The 21,631-nt window shown below is 67.5% G+C and carries 16 protein-coding genes; 3 read left to right on the top strand and 13 right to left on the bottom strand.

Translation table 11 applies throughout. The features are described 5' to 3' along the window. Nucleotides 1–4 precede the first annotated feature (4 nt). The 10 genes from ACNFJ7_RS01390 to ACNFJ7_RS01345 form a co-directional block, all read right to left on the bottom strand. Nucleotides 5–1,828 carry a response regulator gene (locus ACNFJ7_RS01390; RefSeq protein ID WP_019370242.1) on the bottom strand — a complete coding sequence of 608 codons (1,824 nt, stop codon included), beginning with the start codon at nt 1,826–1,828 and terminating at the stop codon, nt 5–7. Continuing rightward, a complete protein-coding gene (locus ACNFJ7_RS01385; RefSeq protein WP_019370241.1) occupies nt 1,821–2,693 on the bottom strand; it encodes a CheR family methyltransferase in 873 nt (290 codons plus the stop codon). Before ACNFJ7_RS01385 ends, ACNFJ7_RS01390 begins: the two co-directional genes overlap by 8 nt. Beyond that, nucleotides 2,678–5,785 carry a response regulator gene (locus tag ACNFJ7_RS01380; protein WP_026009254.1) on the bottom strand — a complete coding sequence of 1,036 codons (3,108 nt, stop codon included), beginning with the start codon at nt 5,783–5,785 and terminating at the stop codon, nt 2,678–2,680. Before ACNFJ7_RS01380 ends, ACNFJ7_RS01385 begins: the two co-directional genes overlap by 16 nt. Nucleotides 5,786–5,887: 102 nt before the next feature. After that, entirely contained in the window at nt 5,888–7,333 is a 1,446-nt protein-coding gene (locus tag ACNFJ7_RS01375; protein WP_019370239.1) for a TolC family protein, read from the bottom strand. Further along, nucleotides 7,330–8,388 carry an HlyD family secretion protein gene (locus ACNFJ7_RS01370; protein ID WP_026009253.1) on the bottom strand — a complete coding sequence of 353 codons (1,059 nt, stop codon included), beginning with the start codon at nt 8,386–8,388 and terminating at the stop codon, nt 7,330–7,332. Before ACNFJ7_RS01370 ends, ACNFJ7_RS01375 begins: the two co-directional genes overlap by 4 nt. Next, nucleotides 8,372–10,063: an ABC transporter ATP-binding protein gene (locus ACNFJ7_RS01365; protein WP_019370237.1), complete on the bottom strand. Its 1,692-nt coding sequence runs from the start codon at nt 10,061–10,063 to the stop codon at nt 8,372–8,374. The genes ACNFJ7_RS01370 and ACNFJ7_RS01365 overlap by 17 nt, the downstream gene beginning before the upstream one ends. 73 nt (nt 10,064–10,136) lie before the next feature. Then, complete coding sequence (locus tag ACNFJ7_RS01360; RefSeq protein WP_026009252.1) at nt 10,137–11,072, bottom strand: hydrogen peroxide-inducible genes activator; 936 nt, start codon at nt 11,070–11,072, stop codon at nt 10,137–10,139. Nucleotides 11,073–11,128: 56 nt separating this feature from the next. After that, nucleotides 11,129–11,389 (bottom strand): hypothetical protein, encoded by a 261-nt coding sequence (locus tag ACNFJ7_RS01355; RefSeq protein WP_037513786.1) that lies wholly within the window; start codon nt 11,387–11,389, stop codon nt 11,129–11,131. Between the two features lie 2 nt (nt 11,390–11,391). Next, on the bottom strand, nt 11,392–13,797 hold the full coding sequence (locus ACNFJ7_RS01350; protein ID WP_019370234.1) for a YbcC family protein: 2,406 nt from the start codon (nt 13,795–13,797) through the stop codon (nt 11,392–11,394). Nucleotides 13,798–13,801: 4 nt separating this feature from the next. After that, a complete protein-coding gene (locus ACNFJ7_RS01345; protein ID WP_026009251.1) occupies nt 13,802–15,355 on the bottom strand; it encodes a proton-conducting transporter membrane subunit in 1,554 nt (517 codons plus the stop codon). A 97-nt stretch (nt 15,356–15,452) separates the two neighbouring features. On the opposite strand from ACNFJ7_RS01345, the gene ACNFJ7_RS01340 reads away from it, so the two are divergent. Beyond that, the gene (locus tag ACNFJ7_RS01340; protein ID WP_019370232.1) at nt 15,453–16,346 is read left to right on the top strand and encodes a LysR family transcriptional regulator; all 894 of its coding nucleotides are present in this window, start codon (nt 15,453–15,455) and stop codon (nt 16,344–16,346) included. 4 nt (nt 16,347–16,350) lie between these two features. On the opposite strand, the gene ACNFJ7_RS01335 is transcribed toward ACNFJ7_RS01340, so the two are convergent. Next, nucleotides 16,351–17,130: an arginyltransferase gene (locus tag ACNFJ7_RS01335; protein WP_026009250.1), complete on the bottom strand. Its 780-nt coding sequence runs from the start codon at nt 17,128–17,130 to the stop codon at nt 16,351–16,353. A 203-nt stretch (nt 17,131–17,333) separates the two neighbouring features. Beyond that, complete coding sequence (locus ACNFJ7_RS01330) at nt 17,334–18,578, bottom strand: threonine ammonia-lyase (protein WP_019370230.1); 1,245 nt, start codon at nt 18,576–18,578, stop codon at nt 17,334–17,336. A 58-nt stretch (nt 18,579–18,636) separates the two neighbouring features. On the opposite strand from ACNFJ7_RS01330, the gene ACNFJ7_RS01325 reads away from it, so the two are divergent. Further along, nucleotides 18,637–20,292: an amidohydrolase gene (locus tag ACNFJ7_RS01325; protein ID WP_019370229.1), complete on the top strand. Its 1,656-nt coding sequence runs from the start codon at nt 18,637–18,639 to the stop codon at nt 20,290–20,292. Between the two features lie 11 nt (nt 20,293–20,303). After that, nucleotides 20,304–20,951 carry an HPP family protein gene (locus tag ACNFJ7_RS01320; RefSeq protein ID WP_037513783.1) on the top strand — a complete coding sequence of 216 codons (648 nt, stop codon included), beginning with the start codon at nt 20,304–20,306 and terminating at the stop codon, nt 20,949–20,951. 181 nt (nt 20,952–21,132) lie between these two features. On the opposite strand, the gene ACNFJ7_RS01315 is transcribed toward ACNFJ7_RS01320, so the two are convergent. Further along, entirely contained in the window at nt 21,133–21,576 is a 444-nt protein-coding gene (locus ACNFJ7_RS01315) for a hypothetical protein (protein WP_152997780.1), read from the bottom strand. Between the last annotated feature and the right edge of the window lie 55 nt (nt 21,577–21,631).

Raw genomic sequence — 21,631 nt, 5'->3', positions numbered from 1 at the left:
CTGTTCAGCCTTGTGCAGTCACCTGCGCAGTATCGAACAGACCTGCCAGCGCCGTGCAGATCGCGCGAACGTCGAACGGCTTTTCTACGACCGGCACGTCCCCGGCACCGACCGGCAGGTGATCCCGGCCATATCCGCTGACGAACAGGAATGGGATCGACCGCGTGCCCAGCATTGCCGCGACCTCGTCGACGAGCGCGCCTTGCAGGTTGCCGTCCAGCAAAACAGCGTCGATCGCCTCAGTCGAACGGATGGCCTCCATGGCTTCGTTAGCGGTGGCGGCTATGCCGATAACCTTGCCGCCCGCTTCGGAAAGAATGGTCGAAAGCTCAAGCGCAACCAGCGGTTCGTCCTCGACGATCAGCAGGCACTTGCCTTCGATCGCCGCAATGGCTTGCGCCAGTGCGGTGGGCGTGACAACCGCGCGACGCGGGTGCGCCTCGGCCTGCAGACGAACTGCGCTAGCATAGGGAATTTTGAGAAGCCAGCGCACCCCCTCGTCGCCGAACGACGGCACCGCGCTGCCCCCCTCCGCCTTCAGACTCCGCTCGATCAACGCGGTGCCGAAGCCGCGGCGCGTCGGCGGCGGGGCAGCAGGCCCTCCGCTCTCGCGCCAGTCCAGCTCCAGCATCGCGTCGCGCACCTGCCATTCCAGCGAGACCCGCCCTTCCGGCACCGACAGAGCGCCATATTTATGCGCATTGGTCACTAGCTCATGCAGGACCAACGCCAGGTGCAGCGCCGGCTCGGGCGCGAGGTCCAAATCAGCGCCCTGGGTAGCGAAGCGGCCTTCGTCGACGGTGCCGGTCTGCACCTGGCCCACCACCAGTTCCTGCAGGCTCGCACCCTGCCAAGTGGTGCTGCTGAGCAGCGAATGAGCGCGCGCCAATGCGTGGATGCGACCAATGAAGGTCGGCGCGAATTCCGAAGGGCCCGATGAATGCCGCAGCGTCTGCGTGGCGATAGCCTGCACCGATGCCAGCGTGTTCTTTACCCGGTGGTTCAGTTCGCCGATCAGCAACCGCTGCGTCTCCTCGGCGCGCACCCGGTCCGTGATATTGAGAATCTGGGTGTTGACGGAGAGCAGCCGATGGTCCGGCCCCAGCAGCGCCGACCCATAACATTCGCAGTCGAGCGTCACCCCCTCAGCCGTGCGCATCCGCACTACCGCCTTGTCGCGGGTAGTGTCGCCTGCGATCATTCCGTCGATCATCGCGCGAAAGCCGGCGGCATGTTCCAGGTCGAGCCATTCGATCTCGGAAAGGCGTAGGCCAAGCACTTCGGCCGCCCGCCAGCCGAACATCCGCTCGGCGCCGGCAGACCAGGCAATTACGCGCTGTTCCGCATCAAACTCGACGATGGCGAGGGGGGAGTTGTCGCGATGAGCCTTCAGCCGCGCGAGCGCCCCGGCATGGCGATCGCGCTGCAGCGCGATTTCCTGCCGCTGGCGCGCCAGCTCGACAAAAATTTCCACCTTGTTCCGCACGATCTGCGGATCAACCGGCTTCAGCAGATAATCGACGGCGCCCGTCTCATAGCCGCGGAAACGCCGCCGCTCGTCGGTGGCGACGGCGGTCAGGAAGATAATTGGCACGCGGCGCGTCCGCTCGGTACCCCGCATCAGCTCGGCCAGTTCGAAGCCGTCCATGCCGGGCATTTGCACGTCGAGCAGCGCCAGCGCGATATCGTGCACCAGCAGCAACTCGAGCGCTTCCATGCCCGATTTGGCGGTCAGCAGTTCCAGGCCTTGTTGTTGTAATAGTGCTTTGAGGGCGATTAGGTTTTCGGAAACGTCATCGACCGCAAGGACCTTCACCAGCTCACGCATCGGCCAGCACCTTCAGGTCGCTGGTGTTGCGGCGATAGATCTTCTCCGCGCGGTTGAAGTCGGTGAAGGCGTCCGCATGCTCCGAAAAGCGCAGCGTCTCACGCGAGCCCAGCCCGAGAAAGCCGCCCCGCACCAGCGATGCCCCGAACAGCCCCAGCGCGCGATCCTGCAGGGCGCGGTCGAAATAGATCAGCACGTTGCGGCTCGAAACCAGCTGCACCTCGGCAAAGACCTGGTCGGTCGCCAGGCTATGCTCGGCGAAAACGGTGCGCGCGCGGAGGCTCTTGTCGAACACCGCCGCACCATAGGCGGCCGTATAATAGTCGGAAAGCGAGCCGCGTCCGCCCGACCGGCGGTGGTTTTCCGTGAACTGGGGGATGCGGTCCAGATCGAAGATGCCGGCTTCGGCCTTGGCCAGCGCTGCCGGGCTGATATCGGTGCAGTAGAAGATCGTCCGATCCTCCAGCCCCTCCTCGCGGAACAGGATCGCCAGCGAATAGAACTCCTCGCCGTTCGCGCAGCCGGCAATCCAAACCTTCAACGACGGCCAGGTACGCAGATGCGGCACCACCGCTTCGCGCAGCGCGCGGAAATAGTCGGGATCGCGAAACATCTCACTTACCTGGATGGTGAGAAAGCCCATCAGCTCCCCGAAAACCGCCGGTTCACGAAGCAGCTTGTGCTGGAGCTGCGACAGTCCCTCGCAGCCGAAGCGCTGGCAGGCACGCTCCAGCCGGCGAAACAGCGAGCTGCGCGAATAGCCGCGAAAGTCATATTGATACTGCCGCCATACCGCTTCCAGCAGCAGCTCCAGTTCAATCTCCTCGTGCGGCAGGATCGGTTCCTCGATCAACGCGGCATCCATACGCGGGCAAGGCTCAGCAGCTTGTCGATGTCGAGCGGCTTGGCGAGATAGTCGTTGGCGCCGGCGTCCAGGCAATCCTGCTGGTCGCGCGCCATCGCCTTCGCCGTCAGGGCGATGATCGGCAGCGTCTTCCCCCAAGGCTGCTTGCGGATCTCCCGCGTGGCGGTGAGTCCGTCCATTTCGGGCATCATCACGTCCATCAGCACCAGATCGACAGGGTCGGCCAGCTTGCGCGCCGATTCGTCGAGCGCCTGCAGCGCCTCTCGACCGTTCCGAGCGATGCGAACCTTGACTCCATGGGGCTCGAAAATGCTGGTGAGGGCGTAAACGTTCCGAATATCGTCTTCGACGACGAGAATCGATCGGCCCTCCAGCGCGGAATCACGCCCAAGCGACTTTGCGATCAGCTGCTGCTGCGGTTCCGGGAGCTCCGAGACGACCTGGTGGAGGAACAGCGTCACTTCGTCGAGCAGCCGCTCGGGCGACTTGGCGCCCTTGACGATGATCGACTTGGAGTATTTGCGCAGCCGCAGTTCCTCGTCGGCGCTCAGATCGCGACCCGTATAGACGATCACCGGCGGGAAGCCGACGCTGTCGTCGTGACTCAGCCGGTCCAGCAGATCCAGCCCGCTGGCATCGGGCAGGTTAAGGTCCAGCACCATGCAGTCGAACGTGTCCTGCCCCAGCCGCGCGACGCATTCGGCCGCCGAATGCGCCTCGATCGTCTCGACTTCACGCGAGGCGAGCAGCTGCTTGACGCTTTCGGCCTGCTGCGCATCGTCTTCCACCACCAGCACGCGCCGCATCCGCTGCGACATCCGGGCTTCGAGTCCCTCCAGCATCTCGACCAGCTGTTCGCGCCGCACCGGCTTGAACAAATAGCCGACCGCCCCGCTGGACAGCGCCGCCCGGCTGTCATCGTCGACCGAGACGACATGCACCGGGATGTGCCGCGTCCGCACGTCGCGCTTGATCCGATCGAGCACCGAGAGCCCGGTGTGATCGGGCAGGTTCATGTCGAGGATGACAGCGTTGGGCGCATATTGCCGCGCCATCAGCGCGCCTTCATCGGCCGTCCCCGCTATCAGGCACTGGAAGCCCAGATCATGCGCGATGTCGCACAGGATCCGTGCGAACACCGGATCGTCTTCCACGATCAAGATCACCCGGCTGTCACCGGACAGCTGCTCGCGATCGTCTTCGGTGGGCGGGGAGTCACGGCGACGGGCAGGTTTGGGGTTTGACGGTTGCGGCTTGGGCGATGGGGGCGGCGGCGTGGGCGCGGCTCCCTGCACCAATGCGGGATCATAGGATTCCGGCAGCACGAGCGAAAAGACACTCCCCTCGCCCGGCGCACTTTCCACCGCCACGTCGCCGCCGAGCAGCCGGGCCAGTTCGCGCGAAATCGACAGGCCGAGGCCCGTGCCGCCATATTTGCGGCTGACGGTGCCATCCGCCTGGCGGAATGCCTCGAAGATCACCTGCTGCTGCTCCGCCGGGATGCCGACCCCCGTATCCCGCACGGTGAAGGCGATCCGCCCGTCCGGCCGCCGCATGACGGCGAGCGACACTTCACCCTTCGCGGTGAACTTGATCGCGTTCGACAGGAAGTTCTTCAGCACCTGCTCCAGCCGCTGCGGATCGGTCTCGATATCGGCAGGCGCATCCGCCCCCGATTCGATCCGCAGCGCCAGGCCCTTCGCCCCCGCCGAAGGCGCGAATACCGCCTTCAGCTTGTCCAGCACCGGCGCGACCCGGATGCGCCGCGGCTGCAGTTCCAGCTTGCCCGCCTCGATCTTCGAAATGTCGAGAATGTCGTTGATCAGCGTGAGCAGGTCGTTTCCGGACGTTTCGATCGTCTCGGCATGGCGCACCTGTTCGGGGCTGAGATTGCCTGCCCGGTTCTCAGCGAGCAGCCGTGCCATGATCAGCAGCGAGTTGAGCGGCGTACGCAGCTCATGGCTCATATTGGCGAGGAATTCGGATTTGTAGCGGCTGGCCTGCTCGAGATCGGCAGCCTGATGCTCCAGCGATGCCTGGGCGCGCGCCAATTCGTCGCGCTGCAGCTCCAGCTGGCGAGTCTGCGCCTCCAGCTCGGCATTGGTCTGCTCCAGCGCGCTCTGCTGGGCTTCCAGCCGCGCTGCCGTGTCCTGCAGGCTGCGGCTTTGGGTTTCGAGCTCATCGTTGTTGGCGCGCAGCTCCTCGCTCTGCACCTGCAGCTCTTCGGCCTGGCGCTGCGTCTCCTCCAGCAGCGCGCGCAGCCGGGCGCGATATTTGCCGGAGCGGATCGACACGCCCAGTTGCGGACCGATACGATCGAGCAGCGCCTCCACCTGGGGATCGACCGCGTTGGGAAAGCCGAGCTCGAGCACGGCGTTCACTTCCCCGTCCGCTTCGGTGGTGCCGATCAGCAACGTGCGCGGCTGCGCCTGGCCCAGGCCCGAACCATAATAGAGATACCCCTCCGGCACGGGATCGACCACGAACCGGCGACGGTCGGCAATCGCCTGGCCGAGCAGCCCGTCACCGGGCTTGATCCATTCGGGCACCGCCGCATCGGCCGGCACGGCATAGGTCGCCTGGCGCCGGAATCCTTCGCCGCTGGGATCGCGCACGAACAGCGCGCCCGCCTGGGCTCCGCTATATTCGGCCAGCGCGCGCAGCGCCTGCGTCGCCAACTGGTCGAGCGGCAGCTCGCCCGCCACCGCCTTCGCCAGCCCCACCTGCCCCGTCTGCAGCCATTCCTCGCGGCGGATCGCCAGCCGGTTGCGCACAAAGGCGAAGCCGATCCCGGCCAACATCCAGGTGATCGACGCGCCCAGGATCCGATTGACCAGCACAACCTGCGGATCGACGCCCGGCGGCGCGAGGGTGAAACCCGCGAAGCTGAGCAGCGTGGCGATCGCGGCGATCACCAGCGGCACCACGGGCCTCCCCGCCACATAGGCGATCACCGTCGGCAGCAGATAGCCCGCCCAGGTCGCCGTGCCGAGCGGCAGCACCATATCGGCAGCGAAGGGCACAACCAGCAGCAGCCCGAGGCCCGCGTAGAGAGGCAAGGAAGGACGACGGCCGCGCTGCGCTGGGGACATGTGCAAACTCAAGAGGATAAGATAGGTGGGGTTACCGCCCTGCCCAGCTTGCCGCAAGTCCGCTGTCGGGAAGCTCCCTGGGGCCCGGCCCCGCTGCCTGAATTACAGCCCCAGCACCCCGCGATCGGCCGTCGCCGCCGCCAGATCGGCCCGGGCGACCAGCGCCTGATAGCGGGCATCCAGCGCGCGCAGCCGTGCATCGGTGGCGCTTTCCTCGCGCTGGTTGATCAGGAAGAAGTCGCTGGCGCCCATGTCGAACCGGCGCTGTTCGGCCGTCGCCATCTTGCCGGCCAGCTCCGCTTCCTGCGCGGCGAGATCCGCCACGCGATCGGCGCCTTCGATGCCGATCGTGATCCCCTTCACTTCGATGGCGATCTGCTCCTCCAGCATGCGCTGCCGCGTACGCAGCGCATCGATTTCGGCGCGGCTTTCCACGATCCGGCCGCGCGCGGCGCGGCGCTCGAGCGGCACCGTGAAACGCACGCCCACGATCGCCTCCGCCGGCGTCCGCGAGGCGCCGCCGGGCCCCAGCGCGCCGACGTCTTTCGCCAGCTCTGCCCTGGCATCCAGCCGGGGCTTCAGGTCGTTTTCGGCCAGTTGGAGCCGCGCTAGCGACTGATCGATCCGCACCAGCACGGTCTTCAGGTCCGGGCGCAGGATCGGCCCAGCCCGCGGCGCGACACCGGGCAGTTCCGGCAGCGTCGCGGGCAATCGATCCGTGGCAGGGACGATCGGCATGCCGTTCTCATCGCGCCAGAAGAAGGACAGCGCGTTGGCGGTTTCGGCCAGCTTCTGTTCGGCCTGCGCCACCAGCGAGCGGCGGCGCGCCAGGTTCTGGTCGTTTTCGGTAATCAGGATCTGCGGCCGCGCGCCCAGCTGCACCTGCCGGGCCAGCTGCGCGCGACGCCGCTCGGAGAGCGCCAGGAGATCGCGATAGGCCTTCAGGCGAAGACCGGCCACGGCCCAGGCCTGATAGGCGCTCATCGCCCGGCGCTGCACGCCGATCGCCACCATCTCGCGCTCCAGCCGGGCAACGTCCACGTCCTGGTCCGCCAGCCGCAGCTTGGTGCGACGCTCGTCGGTGACCCGATCGCGCAGCAGCGAGAAGATCGCGCCGACCTTAAGCTCACCCAGCTGATTGGTGTACGCCTTGTCCTCATAGATGGGGAACCGCCCACGCGACACGCGATAGCCGGCGTACAGGCCGCCGCCATTGTTATCGAGCGCACGGCTCACCTTCGCGTCGACGACGGTGCCGTCATAATAGCCGAGCGCCCGCGTCTGCGCGTCCACGTCGAAGACGATGTCGAACGCCCCTTCGGCGCTCAGCGCCTTGCCCTCCGCCTGGCGCTGCTTGGCCAGCGCCTCGATGATCTGGGGGGCGTTGCGGGCGGACGAACGAAGAACATCGTCCAACGTGAGCGGTGCCTGCGCGGCAGCCGTTGCCGGTGCCGGTGCCGGTGCCGGTGACGTACGCGTGGATTGCGCCGCGGCCGATAGCGGAAGCGTGACCGCCACGGCGCAGAGGGAGAGCAGCCGAAGCATCATTTGCTCTTCTTCTTGTACACGTCCATGCCCTTGTCCTCGCTCTTCACGGCGGTGCCGAATTCGAGCGGGAAGTCGTTCAGCTGGCGCCATAGTTCATAGCCGACCGCAACCGTTTCACCCTGCACCCAGCCGCGCGTCTTCGCGCCCAGCCGCACGAAGCGGTCGCTCGGCCACGCCCTGGTGCCGGGCATCGGCTCGATCAGGACGCGGAACAGGCCCGTGGGCATGGCGGCAGGGTCGATCGAGCGCACGCGCCCGTCGAACAGCCCCCAGGCCGCGGTGGGCCAGCCGCTGATCTGGATCGCCGGCCAGCCTTCGAATTCCAGCCGCACACGGCGGCCGGGACGCACCAGCGCGATGTCGCGACCGTCGATCATCAGTTCGACGACGCGCTCGGTATTGCCCTCCGGCGTCAGCGTGGCAAGTTCGGTCCCCGCGCTCACCAGCGTCGCGCTGGCGGCAGCGTTCAGGCTCTGGATGCGGCCATCGCGCGGTGCGCGCACGATCTGCTCGGCCTGGCGGCTCAGCGATACCTGGATGCGGTTCAGCTTGGCCCGCGAATCCGCCAGCTTTGCGCTTTGATCGGCGACGCGGATCTGCGCCTGTTCATATTCGCGCCGGGCGGCCAAGCCTTCCTGGAACATCTGGCGCGCACGATTGACGTCGATCGAAGCGACGCTGCGCGCATTTTCCACCGAGGCGATCTCGGCCAGCACCTGGTCCCGCTCGTTGGTCAGGCGCGCCAGCAGCTCGGGATCATTGTCCGAAATCTTGGCGATCGGATCGCCCTTCTTCACCAACTGCCCGTCGGTGACGAACCAGCGGTCCACCCGGCCCGGCACGAACGCCGTCACCGACTGCGCACGATCCTGGGGATCCAGCGCGATCACCTGGCCCTGGCCGGGCGCGGTCTGCACCCAGGGTACCGCGATCATCACCGCCGCGCCGACGCCGACGGTGAACATGATCATCCAGGCAATCACCCGCGAGATGCGCGGCGGCCGCATCCGCGCCAGCGTCGGGAAATGGGTAATATGATCAGGCCTGAAGGGCATTGCGTTCCTCCTGGTCGCGCAGCGCCGCGCTGAGTTGTTCCAGCGTTTCGAACTGGACCTGCTGGGTGTGGCCGAGCCACAGATACCCGTCGCGGCAGATCGCGTCCGGGCGCCCGGTGAACAGCAGCACGGTGGTGCCAGCCTCGCGCAGCGCCTCCAGCGCCGCGCTCAACCGTTCGGGCGGCATCAGATCGTAGAGCGGGCTGAGCAGCAGCACCTGCGGGCGGGCCAGCAGCGCGTTCGCCAGCTTCAGCGCCATCAGCTCGCCGATCGAGAAGGGCCAGCCGGAGGCGGCGAGCGTCGTCTCAAGCCCTTCCGGCAATTGCGCGATCCGCGAATCCAGCCCAACCAGCGACAGCGCGTCCAGCACCTTGCCTGCGGGGATATCGGCGCCGGCAAGGCCCAGATATTCGCGGATGCGGATCTCGACGATCGTCGGACGATCGAGCACGACGACGTCGGAACGGAGGCGATAGACGTCGAACGCCTCCAGATCGACTCCGCCCACCATCACCAGCCCGCGATCCGGCTGCAGGTTGCGCTTCAGCAGCATCGCCAGGCGGCGATCGACCGTCGGAGCGCCCACCGCCACCAGCTGGCGGCCGGCAGCGATCGTCAGGTCGAAGCGGACGTCGCCCGATTCGACGCCGCGCAGCCGCACCTCCCCGCTGCTGGGGCCCTGGGAGCTGCGCTGGGGGGTGTCGTGCGGGATCGCATAGAGCAGCGATACCTCCTCGGCCGCGGCGATCATGTCGTAATAGGCCTCCAGATAGGTGCCGAGCTGGCCCAGGCCGTAGAAGACGCCGGACAGGATCAGCTCCGCGGCGACGAGCTGGCCGATCGAAAGCTGGTTCTGCAGGATCAGCCAGCCGCCCAGCGCCAGCAACGCCGCGCTGGCGGTGGCGTAGAGCAGCAGGAAGGCGCAGGTCTGGACGAAGGTGAAGCGGAAGTGGCGGCGGTGCGCGTCGACATAGGCCGCCGTCATCGTCTCCGATCCGTCCATCGCGAAATCGAGGTGCCGGCTCGACTTGTAGAAACCGTTGGATCCGCCCAGCCCCTCGAGCCAGCGGGCAGCCTCGTGCTTCGCATGGCTCAGCGCCACGGCCGAACGGATCGCGCCCGGCGACCAGAGCTGCCAGATCAGCAGCACCAGCGCGATCAGGACGACGTTGAAGGCCAGGAAGAAGGGGTGGTAGAAACTGGTCACCACCAGGCCGACCACCGACTGCAGCAGGATGGTGAAGGCGCCGATCACCAGACTGGGGACGCTCTTCTGCACCAGCATCAGGTCAAAGTAGCGGTTGAACAGATCGCTGCGGCGCGCATCGGCGAAGAACGGGTTGCGGGCGTGCACGGCGCGGATGGTGATTTCCGCCACCGTGCGGGCGAAGATCCTCCGCTCGAACAGCGCCATGATGTGCACGCGCAGGGCGCTCAGCACCACCACCAGCAGCAGCAGCGCGAACAGCAGCGCGGAAAGCGTCAGCAACGGCGCGGGCAGCGCGATCTTCGCGACGCTGTTGATCAGCAGCTGCACCGAAATCGGCGTGGCCAGCGACAGCAGGCTGATCGCCACACCATAGACCATCGCGAGGCGCAGATACCCCCCATCGGGGCCGATCACCTCGGCAAGCCAACCGCGCACGTCCCCCATGCCGATCTTCTGTTTCGCCATTGCCGCTACGTCTCCCTTCAGGAACGCTGAAATGTGTGCGATGCACCATTGATACAATGCCACATCGGCTATGCTACCGATAGGAAATGCCTATGTCCTCGACACAGGCGACCAGTTCGCGCGCCAGCCGCTCATAGGCTGCGGCGCGCGCCACCCCGCTCCGCCACAGCAGGCCGAGCTCACGATAGTGGCGGCCGCCGCGAAACGGCCGCGACACCACGTCGTCGCCTGGCCGGATCTCCTGCCTGACGTAGAGCTCGGGCAGCACCGCCAGGCCCATGCCCATCCCCGCCATCTGGCGGATCGCATCGAGGCTGGTGCCTTCATAATCGTCGCGCACGCGGGCGCCGGCCTCCTCGGCGATGGCGATGATCTGCTCGGCGAGCCGATAGCCCCGCTGCAGGGTCAGAAGGTCTTGCCCCGCCAGATCGGCGCGGTCGATAGCCTCGCGCGAGGCGAGCGGATGGTCTGCGGCCATGGCAACGTGCAGCGGTTCGCGGAACAGCCGGGCGACATGTGCCCCTGGAGCCTGCAGCGGCAACTGGGCGAGGATCACGTCGTGCCTGCCTGCGCTGAGCGCCTCCACCAGCAATGCCGGCTGATTCTCGCGGACGTGCACACGCAGATCGTGGAACTGCTGGTGCAGCCGCGCCACCAGCCGCGGCAGCAGATAGGCGCCCAGCGTCGGCGTAACGCCCAGCCGGATCGTGCCCAGCAGCGCAGCATCGCCGCCTGCGGTAAGTTCGCCCAGATCGCGCACCTCTAGCAAAATCCGCCGTGCCCGGTCGACGACCTCGCGGCCCAGCGGCGTCAGGAACGCACGCGCGCCGCGCTCCACCAACGGGGCGCCCAACGCGTCTTCCAGCTGGCGGATCGCCTGCGACAACGACGGCTGGCTCACCCCCGCCAGCGCTGCGGCCCGCGTGAAGCTCGCTTCCTCAGCGAGTGCCACAAGGTACCGAAGCTGGCGAAGGCTGATCTGCTGCTCGAAACCAGAGGGTGCTGCCATCAGGTCCATACCGCACCGCAATGGCGCAGATATGTTACCGCATCTACTATATTCGATTACATACTATTACGCGGTTCGGCCGCCTCGGCCACCAGCAGGGCATGGGCGGTGCTGCGCGGAAGCAGCAGGTGGCGCAGCATCTCCACGTCGTTGGCGACGACCAAGGGATCGCCGGCCAGCGCCGCCTCGAGCGCAGCCTTCAACCATGGGCTGGTGCCGGGATGGTTCAGCACCCAGGCGATCCGGCGATCAATTGCTGCCAGCTCGACCTCGGGCTCCTGGTGGATGCGCATCGGCCGCGTGCTTCGCATCTTCATCGTCACGCCTCCTCGGCAACGAAGGGCTGCCATTGCAGGCCGCCGAAGTAACGCCATGCAATCCGCCCCGATTCGTCCATCGCCAGCAGGTGCAGCCAATGCTGATCGAACAGCGCACGCACCGCATCGTGGCGCGCCAGGATCCGGCCGATCGCCGCAGTTGGCGCCTCGATCACCACGCTCAGGCGCAGGGGATCGTGCACCAGCCGCTCGCCATCATGGACCGACTGCCAGGGCAAACCGCCGCGTAGCGTTCCGCCATTGCCTTCGAGCACGCCGATCCCGCCGACGGCGTTGTGGAGCAGCTTGTTGCCGGCGCCGAACACCCCCGGCGCCACGCTCGACCCATAATATTGCAGGCTGATCCAGCTCGCCACCACCACCGGCGCGGTAAGGATCAACTCCAGCACCGACAGATCGGCATCGTCGCGCCAATCATAGTCATGCAGGAACGCGCGCCCTCCCAATGCCCGGCCGGCGCTGCGTGCCCGCGGCGCTGCAAGGAACGCGCTGCATCCCGCGAGTCCCCATTCGGGCCGCACCTGTGCCCAGTCGCGCCCGCGCGCCAGGATCTGCCGGGCGCCATCGGCCCGTGGCAGCCGGGTCGCGCGTGCGATTGCCGCCTCCACCGAAGCGCGCGCCAATGCCTGTTCCACCGCTGCCAGGCCGAGAGGCGGCACATCGCCCGCTTCATCCGCGAAAAGGCGGATCTGATCGCTGGTGGTGTCGTGCAGGCCGCCGATCGCCACCGTTTCGGCGGGGATCACGATACCCCGCGCGGCCAGCCCGGTCCGCACGACCGGATCGTTCAGCAGGCCGGCGAGCAGCCGCGCGTTCACATCGCCGGCATGGCCGCCGCACGCACCGCATTGCAGGGCGCTTGCATGCAGGTTGTTGGTCACCACCGCGCCATGGCCGACGAGGATCAGCAACGGCGCGAAGTCCTTGGTCAGAGACATGGCCCGCAGCACGCGCTCCGCAGCGTCGATCGCCTGCATCGGCGGCAGTGGCGGCTGAAAGCGCGGGCGCGTGGCGGTGGCATCCGCCTTGCTGGCCAGCCCCAGCGTCGCCTCCAACAGCTTGGCGCCATAGGCCAGCCCCGCGGATTCGACGAAGGCGAAGGAGGACACCGCCGCCTGCTTGAACCGCTCCCAGGCGCGGTCGCCGCGGCGGATCGCATGGTCGAGCGCCTCGGTCGCCGGATCGGCACCGTCGTCGCTGGTCACGGCCGGACGCAGGAGCACGGGCAGCCGCGCCTCGCCGGAACAGGCGCCGTGCGGGCGATGCGCCGTGCCCAGCCCGAAGAAGCCGGCGAAGCCCATCGTCTGAATGTCGGGCGCAACGCGCTCGATCGCCGCGCGCAGCGGTTCGGAGCGCACGTCGATGCAGAAGGCCATCTGGGCGATCGCCGTGCGGTTGCCCGCATCCGCCACCGGTGCCGACAAGCGTCCGGCCAGCCTGCGCTGTTCCGCCCGCTCGGCCGCGTGCTGCAGGATCGCATCGATGCACGCGTCCTCGCCCGGCCGCGGCGGCGCTTCATAGACGCGCGCCACCGCCGCCCAACGCTCGCGGAGCGCCGCGCCGCCAAGCTCCCACAGCGCCGCTTCCCAGCTCAGCCGCACGGCCAGCAGATCGACCAGCGTGTCGTCGGCTTCACCGGCAAGCTCGGCCTGCCAGCGCCGGTAGCGGGCATATTGCGCCCAGCCGCCGAGCCCCATCAGTAGCCGTTCGAAATAGCGCGCCGCCGCTTCCGCCCGCAGGCCAAGCCGCGCGGCGCTGACAGCGATTGCGTCACTCGCGCTGGCCGGGGTGCGCGCGACAAAGGCGCGGAAGCCGGCGAGGCCGAAGACCTCCGGCGTGCGGTCAACGCAGGCCTGATCGCGCCAGCCCGAATAGGCGCCCACCCCTTGCGGCGCCGCCCACAGCGCCTGACCGGCATCGAAATAGCTGCCCGCCCAGGCGCCGATTTGCTCGGCGATCACGGATGGCCAATCGGTCCCGCCCAGCGTCGCCGCAACCTCCGCCAGCGTCGGGTGCGGCACGGGATCGGGCGAGTCGCGGCCGATCGCCAGCAGCACCTGCTCGAACGGCGCGGGCCGCTCGGCCGCCGGGGTGGCGAGCCAGGCCTGGTGCAGGTCCGCCTCCGTGATCTCGCCGGCGGCGATGCGATCGCGGTACCAGCAGCGTGGCATCGTCGCTCGTGCGCCGGCGCTGCGTCCCAGCCAGGCCGCCGCATGGGCGAGGCTGCGGCCGGTATGGCCGAGAAAGGGATTCACCGCGACGCTGGTCGCCAGCGGCCACAGCGGCGGGATGCCGCGCGCGGCATGTTCGGCCGCTTCCAACACCAGCCCGACATAGCTGGGCTGCGGCGCATAGGATTGGGGATCGGCAGTGGCGCTACGATACATGGGATCAGGCCTTTCCGGAAAGCCGGCTGCCGATCGCCCGATCGAACAGCGCGTTGAGATAGAAACCGTGGCTAAGATGGACGCGCAGCCGCCGCGCCGCGGGATGATCGCACCACAAGGGAAGCATCGCCTGCGCCACCGCAATTCCCCCGAACGCGAGCAGCGCGATCACGATCAGCAGCCATTGGAACAGCCCCGGCGCGGGCACCGGCGGAAGCGTGCCGGCGGTCATCCACTCCGCGCCTGCATGCAGCAGGAAGTAGGCGAAGGTGGCGAGGATCGCGAAGCCCAGCGTCCGCTGCAGCAAGGCGCGCGGCGCGGCGGGGCTCATTCCCTGGACGATCAGATAGGCGACACCGAACACCAGGATGGCACCCAGTGCCACCGCCTGGGGCGGCTTCTGCCAGGCGCCTAGCCCGAAGGCGAGCGTGCCGTACAGGACGGTCGCGCCGAACATCGCCAGCGCAACCGCCGGGAAGTCCGGCTTCGCCACCGGCCCCAGCCGCCGGGCAGCCGCGATCCGCTCGACCGCGCCGCCGGAGGACAGAAAGGCATGTGCTTTGTAGAGCGAGTGGGCGACGATATGCAGCAGCGCCAGCGCGAAGAGCCCCAGGCCGCACTGCATGATCATGAAGCCCATCTGCGCGACGGTGGACCAGGCGAGTTGCGTCTTCACCGCCGGCTGGGTCGGCAGAACCATGCTACCGAACAGCGCGGTGAACCCGCCCAGGATCGCGAGCAGCGCCATCGCCGCCGGTTCCGCGATCACCACATCAGCGAGCCGGATCAGCAGGAAGCCACCGGCATTGATCACGCCCGCATGAAGCAGCGCGGAAACCGGGGTCGGCGCTTCCATCACTTCGGTGAGCCAGCCATGCAGCGGGAACTGGGCCGATTTGAGCATCGCGGCGATCGCAATGGCCCAGGCGGCCAGCGCCATCGTCTGCGGCGCGGCGCCCGAACGCGCGGCGGCGAGCAGCGTCGCGAGATCGGTGGTGCCGGTCGCATGCCAGAGCAGCAGAGCCGCCCCTATCAGCAGCACGTCCGCCAAGCCGGTGCTCAGCGCCTTCTTGCGCGCCGCGCGCCGGGCGGCGGCCCGCTCCGGATAGAAAAGCAGCAACCTGCGCAGCCCCTGCCCGCTGGCGATCCATGCCAGGACGAGCTGCGGCAAAGTTCCCGCGCTCACCAGCAGCATCACGCTCGCCAGCGTCAGCGCCAGCCAAGTGGTGAACCGGCCCTGTTGCGCCTCACCATCCAGATAGGTGGCGGCGAACCGCACCACCACCCAACCGACGAAGGCGACCAGCACGAGCATCGTGACGCTCACCACGTCCAGCCGCATGGCAAGCACCGCTTCGGCTCCGGCAGGGGCGATCGTGCGCGGACCTGCCACCGCCACCCAGCCGGCAAGCGCCGTCGCGGCGACCAGCGCCAGCAGCGCCGCCCAAGAGGCGATGTGCAGCGTCCAACCGGGCCGGAACTGCCGCCCGCACACAGCGGCTGCCGCAGCGGCGGCAAGCGCTACCGGCCCAGCATTCGCCAACCACCAAATGTTCACGCCGCATCTCCCGTTCGTTGTGGGAAGAGCGTTAGAGACGCGGAACGATCAGATGAAATTCATTGTTTGTTGCTTATCGTTCTGTTTAGAAGAACGTATGCGCGACCTGAACTACAACCATCTTCGCTACTTCTGGGCGGTGGCGCATGACGGCAATCTCACCCGCACGGCTGCGCGGCTGGCGGTATCGCAGTCCGCTTTGTCGACTCAGATCCGCAAGCTGGAGGATCGCCTGGGGCATCCTCTGTTCGAGCGGGAGGGCCGCCGGCTGGTGCTCACCGAGGCGGGCAGGATCGCGCTCGACCATGCCGACGCCATTTTCGCGACCGGCGACGAATTGCTCGATGTACTCCGCGAGACCGGCCGCGCGCGGCAGGCGGTGCGCGTCGGCGCGCTGGCCACGCTTTCGCGCAACTTCCAGATCGGCTTTGTCGAGCCGCTACTGCACCGGGCGGACGTGGAACTTGTGCTGCGCTCCGGCAGCGCGGCGGAACTGATGCAGGCGCTGGCCAGCCTCCAGCTCGACGTGGTGCTGGCGAACCAGCCGCCGGCCCGCGATTCGATCACGCCCTATCTCGCGACAAGACTGGCCGAACAGAGGGTGAGCCTGATCGGCCGGGCCTCGGCACGCGGCGCGGGCAGCGATCTGGCCAGCCTGCTCGCGCAGCATCCGGTGATTCTGCCCACGCCCGAAAGCACGGTGCGGACCGCGTTCGATTCGCTGGTCGCGGCCTTGGGGGTGCGGCCCCAGATCGCGGCAGAGGTGGACGACATGGCGATGATGCGTCTGCTCGCACGCGCCGGCGCCGGACTGGCCGTGCTGCCGCCGATCGTGGTGCGCGACGAACTCGAATCCGGGATGCTGATCGAGCTCGATCAGCTGCCGCAGATCACCGAAAGCTTCTACGCCGTCACGCTGGAACGGCGCTTTCCGCACCCGCTGGTGGGCGAACTGCTGCGCGCGGCGCACGCAGCGCCGCAGCCGGCCTGAGGGCTCAGACGGGCTCGCGCACCCGCATCGGCGCCGTCGCAGCCGTGGCTTCGTCTTCCAGCAGCACCCAGCCATTGGGGCCGAGCATCTCGATCGGGCGATAGCGGGTCTTATAAGCCATGCGCGCGCTGCCCTTCACCCAATAGCCCAGATAGACGTAAGGCAGGCCGGCGGCGCGGGCGCGACGGATATGATCCATGATGATGAAGGTGCCCATGCCCGGGCGACCATCCTCTTCGGTGGCGAAGAAGCTGTAGATCATCGACAGGCCGTCCGCCTGCTGATCGGTGATGCAGGCGCCGACCAGGCGGCCGGGCACGCCATCCACCGATGGCTCGCGATATTCGATGACGTAGGAGGTGACGGGCGACTGTTCGACCATGTCGGCATAGTCGTTCTCGTCCATCGCCGCCATGCCGCCACCGGGGTGGCGCGCATCGAGATAGCGCTTCAGCAGAGCATATTGTTCTTCGGTCGCCCAGGGCTTGCAGGCGGTCACTTCCAGGTCGTCATAGCGCTTCAGCAGCTTGCGCTGCGTCGCGTTCGGGCGAAAGCCCTCGGCCACGACTCGCACCGACACGCAGGCCGAACAGCCGGCACAGCTGGGGCGATAGGCCACCGATTGGCTGCGGCGGAAGCCGATGCGGCTGAGCGCGTCGTTCAGCTCGCCGGCGTTATGGCCGGAAAGCTCGGTGAAGATCTTTCGTTCCTGTCGGCCAGGGATGTACGGGCAGGCGGACGGGCTCGTCACGAAGAAACGCGGGAAACGTGATAATGCGGTCACCGCTCGGCCGTCCTCTGCTCCAATGGGGCGCTCCCTGTCCGGGCCCCTCTTCGTCGACTATGGGGGCGGATCGGCATGATGAAAAGCCGCTTTACCATCAAAGAATCGTAACCCTGCCTCCGCAGCTTTCCCGAGTGGCGCGGAACGGGACAGGCCGGGCGCGGCGCTAACCATCCTTGCCGATGGACAGCCGCCGCCATGCCTCAGGCCAGTTCCACCATGCTCACTTCATACTGCGCCCGACGCAGCGCGGTGATCAGCCGGTCGAGATGGTTGCGATCGCGCGTCTCGCACTCGATGTCAGTGATCAGCCCCTTGGCCGGCAGCGAAGTGAACACGCGCTGGTGGTATACCTCGATGATGTTGACGCCCTGTTCGTGGAAGATCCGCGCGACGTGGAACAGCGCGCCCGGCCGGTCCTGCAGCCGGATCCGCAGCCGCGCGAGGCGACCCGAACGGGCGAGGTCGCGCAGCAGCACATTGGCGAGCAGCCGGGTATCGATATTGCCGCCGCACAGGATGGTGCCCACGGTCTTGCCCTTGAACCGCTCCGGCTCGGCGAGCAGCGCCGCGAGACCGGCGGCGCCCGCCCCCTCGACCACGGTCTTCTCGATCTGGAGCAGCAGGCTCACCGCCTCTTCCAGCCGGCGCTCGCCCACCAGCACGATGTCGTCGACCAAGGCCTCGACGATTCGCGCCGTCACGCCGCCGGGATATTTCACCGCGATGCCCTCGGCCAGCGTATCGCCGGCGCAGGGCATCTCGGTATGGTGGATGCGGTTGTACATCGACGGGTACAGTTCCGCCTGCACGCCCAGCACGTCGACCGGCCGGCTCTGCGCCTTGGCGACCACAGCCGCGCCGGAGATCAGCCCGCCGCCGCCGATCGGCACCACCAGCGTGTCGACCTCCGGCACGTCTTCGAGCAGTTCCAGCGTCGCGGTGCCCTGCCCGGCGATCACGCGCGGATCGTCGAACGGGTGGATGAAGGTGAAGCCGCGCTCTGCCTCCAGCTCCCGCGAATGGGCATAGGCGGCGTCGAACGTCTCGCCGTGCAGGACGACATTCGCGCCATGGCCTTCGGTCTGGGTGACCTTCACGATCGGCGTGTTCTTGGGCATGACGATCGTGCTGGGGATGCCCAGCCGGGTCGCGTGATAAGCCAGACCCTGCGCATGGTTGCCGGCGGACGCGGCGATAACGCCCTTGGCCCGCGCCTCGGCATCCAGCTGCAGCAGCGTGTTGAGCGCGCCGCGTTCCTTGTACGCGGCGGTGAACTGCAGATTCTCGAACTTCAGATAGACGTTCGCGCCGGTCAGTTGCGAAAGCGTTCGGCTGTGCAGCGTCGGCGTGCGCACCACCGCGCCCGAAATTCGCTCCGCCGCCGCCCGAATATCGGCGATGGAAACGGGGAGCGAAGCGGGTGCTGGTGCTGCTTTGGTAGCCATAGTCTTCCCGCCTAGACCATCTGGCGCGCGGGGGGAACAGGCCCTATGCCCCTCGCCCATGTTCACCCGCCTCAAGCGGCTCGCCGCCGCCACCGCCCTGCTGTTCGCGCCCGCCGCTCAGGCCGATGGAATCATCGACAATGTCAATGGCATAACGCTGGACGCGAAAGGTGCCGTGGTACGGTTCGAGGCGCTGCAGATCGATCCCTGGGGCAAGGTCGTCGCACTGATCGCCAAGGGGCAGAAGCGGCCGAAACGGCTGGTCTGGCGCGTCGATATGAAGGGCGCGACGCTCGTGCCGGGCATGGTCGATGCGCATGGCCACTTCATGGGCCTCGGCTTCCAGCAGCTTCAGCTCGATCTTTCCGCCACCACCAGCCTCGACGATGCGCTCGCCCGCATCCGCGACCAGGCCGGGCGCGTGCCGGCCAAGTGGATTCTCGGCCGCGGCTGGAACCAGGAAGTGTGGAAGCTCGGGCGTTTCCCCACCGCCGCCGATCTCGATCGCGCGGTGAGCGACCGCCCGGTCTGGCTTGAACGCGTCGACGGCCATGCCGGCTGGGCGAACAGCAAGGCGCTGGAACTCGCCGGCATCACCGCCGCCACCAAAGATCCCGCGGGCGGCCGGATCGAGCGTGACGCCAGCGGCCGCCCCACCGGGGTACTGGTCGACGCCGCGACCGAGCTGGTCGCCAAGGTCGTCCCCCAGTCTACCCCCCGGGAACGCAACGCCGCTTTCCTGGCAGCACAGGAACGTCTCCTCGCGCTCGGCATCACCGCTACGGCGGACATGGGCACCACGGTGGACGATTGGGAAACGATGCGCGGCATGGCCGATATCGGGCAGCTGCGCCTGCGCATCATGAGCTATGCGCATGGCGTGGATACCGCGCTGCGCGTGGCGGGCGCCGGCCCGACGCCCTGGCTCTACAACGACCGGCTGCGAATGGGCGGCATCAAGCTCTATGCCGATGGCGCGCTGGGATCGCGCGGCGCGTGGCTCAAGGCGGATTATGCGGACGCCCCCGGCAACAAGGGCCTCGGCTTCCTGACCGACGATCAGCTGCTCAACCTGATGGCGCGCGGCGCGATGGACAATTTCCAGCTCGCCGTCCACGCGATCGGCGACCGCGCCAACCAACAGGTTCTCGATGCGATCGAAATCCTGTCCGAAACCTACAAGGGCGATCGGCGCTGGCGGATCGAACACGCTCAGATCATCGACCCCAAGGATTTGCCGCGCTTCGCCAAGTTCGGCACGATCGCCTCGATGCAGCCGGTCCACCAGACGAGCGACCGGACGATGGCCGAAGCGCGGCTGGGGCCGGACCGGCTGGCCGGCGCATATGCCTGGCAGACGATGCTGCGCGACGGCTCGCGACTGGCGTTCGGTTCGGACTATCCGGTCGAGAGCCCCGATCCCTGGGCCGGCTGGGCGGCGGCGTTCACGCGCGAGGATGCGCAAGGAAACCCGCCGGGCGGCTGGCGCCCGGAAGAGAAGCTGAGCCGCGAACAGGCCTGGGCCGGCTTCACCATCGGCGGCGCCTATGCGGGTTTCGGTGAAGACAAGTTCGGCCGGCTCGCCCCCGGACTCTGGGCCGATTTCCTGGTCCTCGACCGCGACCCGCTGACCGCCTCGCCCGCCGAACTGCGGGCCGTAAAGGTCGTGGAAACCTGGGTCGCCGGCCAGCGTGCCTGGGTGGCGAAGAAGTAGGGAGCGTTTCGATGTTCCGGTTGCGAATGGCCGGCGCGCAGTGGCGCGACCGGATCGGCGGCGCAATCGGCGGGGCGATCGGCATCGGCCTCACCGCCTGGCTCTCGGCGCTGCTGGGTTTCGACCAGGCCAGCGCTATCCTGCTCGCCGCACCGATCGGCGCTTCGGCGGTGCTGGTGTTCGCAGTGCCCTCCAGCCCCCTTGCCCAGCCCTGGCGGGTAATCGGCGGCAATGTGGTTTCCGCGCTGGCCGGCACGCTGGTCGCGCAGTGGCTGGGGCATGGCGCGCTGGCGGCCGGTGTCGCCGTGGGCCTGGCCATCGCCCTCATGTCTGCCACCGGCAGCCTGCACCCGCCCGGCGGCGGCACCGCGCTGCTCCCCGTGCTCGCGCCCGCCGTTCTGGCGCAGGGCTATGCCTTCGCGTTCCTGCCCGTCGGGCTGAACGCCATGCTGCTGACCGCCACAGGACTGCTGGTCCACCGCGTCACCGGCCACAGCTATCCGCACCGGGTGCGCCCCGCCCCGCCCGCGCGGGGCCTGCTGCCCGAGGACGTCGACGCGGCGCTGGCGGAAGCGGGCGAAGCCTTCGACGTCAGCCGCGAAGACTTGCTGGCGCTGCTGGCGCGGGCGGAAAGCCATGCGGCTGCGCGGCAGCGTTAGGGGCAGACGACGGCTTGCGCCCAAAGTCGGCCATTCCGCACCCCGCGCCGCTGCCAGCAAGCGGACGCCCCTTCAGCTTGCGCCGAGTGGTTGGCACGCGTGATCCTGCTTGTTCAGAGCGATTGCCGCACGCCCAACGGGCGCCAGTCTTCAACTTGCCCAATGCGCCTGAATGATATTCCTATTGCGCTCTAGGTAAGCGCGGCCAAGGTCCTTGAAAGTTGAAATTGAACAACGTTGGCCTTCCTTCATGCCATTTTAGCACTGCCGCCGCTCCGGAGTAGCGCGAGCGTTCAGTCCCTTGAGACTGGTATTGGCATATCCAGTTGACCGTGTACGTGGGAATGGCCGCATCGCTACGCATTACCGATCCTACATCGCAGGACTTTATGGCACGTAATGCGGCTTCGAGCGTGAAGCGATCAGGTCCACGCAAGCCATGAAAATCGTCGAAATCCGGATCTGTCCTCACCTCGGCTGCAATTCTCGCGCGCATTTCCAACTCATTCTTTGAAATGATCGCCGCAGCTGCAGCAGCCATCGCGTCGCTTTCTGGAGACTTGGCCGGCCCACTCAAAGTGGGATGAGATTGAATGGCGACTGATAGCGCCAGAAAGGTCAACATCCGCGCCCCCTGCAGGTTCGAGCTCGGACATAGCGAGCCTAGAACGCGAGAGATA

Source organism: Sphingomonas sp. HT-1 (assembly GCF_048568905.1).
GTDB lineage: Bacteria > Pseudomonadota > Alphaproteobacteria > Sphingomonadales > Sphingomonadaceae > Sphingomonas.
This window is presented reverse-complemented; position numbering and strand designations above follow the sequence as displayed.

Coding starts and splice junctions, on each gene's coding strand:
- ACNFJ7_RS01390 (WP_019370242.1), bottom strand. CDS start 1,828: ATGCGTGAGCTGGTGAAGGTCCTTGCGGTCGATGACGTTTCCGAAAAC.
- ACNFJ7_RS01385 (WP_019370241.1), bottom strand. CDS start 2,693: ATGGATGCCGCGTTGATCGAGGAACCGATCCTGCCGCACGAGGAGATT.
- ACNFJ7_RS01380 (WP_026009254.1), bottom strand. CDS start 5,785: ATGTCCCCAGCGCAGCGCGGCCGTCGTCCTTCCTTGCCTCTCTACGCG.
- ACNFJ7_RS01375 (WP_019370239.1), bottom strand. CDS start 7,333: ATGATGCTTCGGCTGCTCTCCCTCTGCGCCGTGGCGGTCACGCTTCCG.
- ACNFJ7_RS01370 (WP_026009253.1), bottom strand. CDS start 8,388: ATGCCCTTCAGGCCTGATCATATTACCCATTTCCCGACGCTGGCGCGG.
- ACNFJ7_RS01365 (WP_019370237.1), bottom strand. CDS start 10,063: ATGGCGAAACAGAAGATCGGCATGGGGGACGTGCGCGGTTGGCTTGCC.
- ACNFJ7_RS01360 (WP_026009252.1), bottom strand. CDS start 11,072: ATGGCAGCACCCTCTGGTTTCGAGCAGCAGATCAGCCTTCGCCAGCTT.
- ACNFJ7_RS01355 (WP_037513786.1), bottom strand. CDS start 11,389: ATGAAGATGCGAAGCACGCGGCCGATGCGCATCCACCAGGAGCCCGAG.
- ACNFJ7_RS01350 (WP_019370234.1), bottom strand. CDS start 13,797: ATGTATCGTAGCGCCACTGCCGATCCCCAATCCTATGCGCCGCAGCCC.
- ACNFJ7_RS01340 (WP_019370232.1), top strand. CDS start 15,453: ATGCGCGACCTGAACTACAACCATCTTCGCTACTTCTGGGCGGTGGCG.
- ACNFJ7_RS01330 (WP_019370230.1), bottom strand. CDS start 18,578: ATGGCTACCAAAGCAGCACCAGCACCCGCTTCGCTCCCCGTTTCCATC.
- ACNFJ7_RS01325 (WP_019370229.1), top strand. CDS start 18,637: ATGTTCACCCGCCTCAAGCGGCTCGCCGCCGCCACCGCCCTGCTGTTC.
- ACNFJ7_RS01320 (WP_037513783.1), top strand. CDS start 20,304: ATGTTCCGGTTGCGAATGGCCGGCGCGCAGTGGCGCGACCGGATCGGC.
- ACNFJ7_RS01315 (WP_152997780.1), bottom strand. CDS start 21,576: ATGTTGACCTTTCTGGCGCTATCAGTCGCCATTCAATCTCATCCCACT.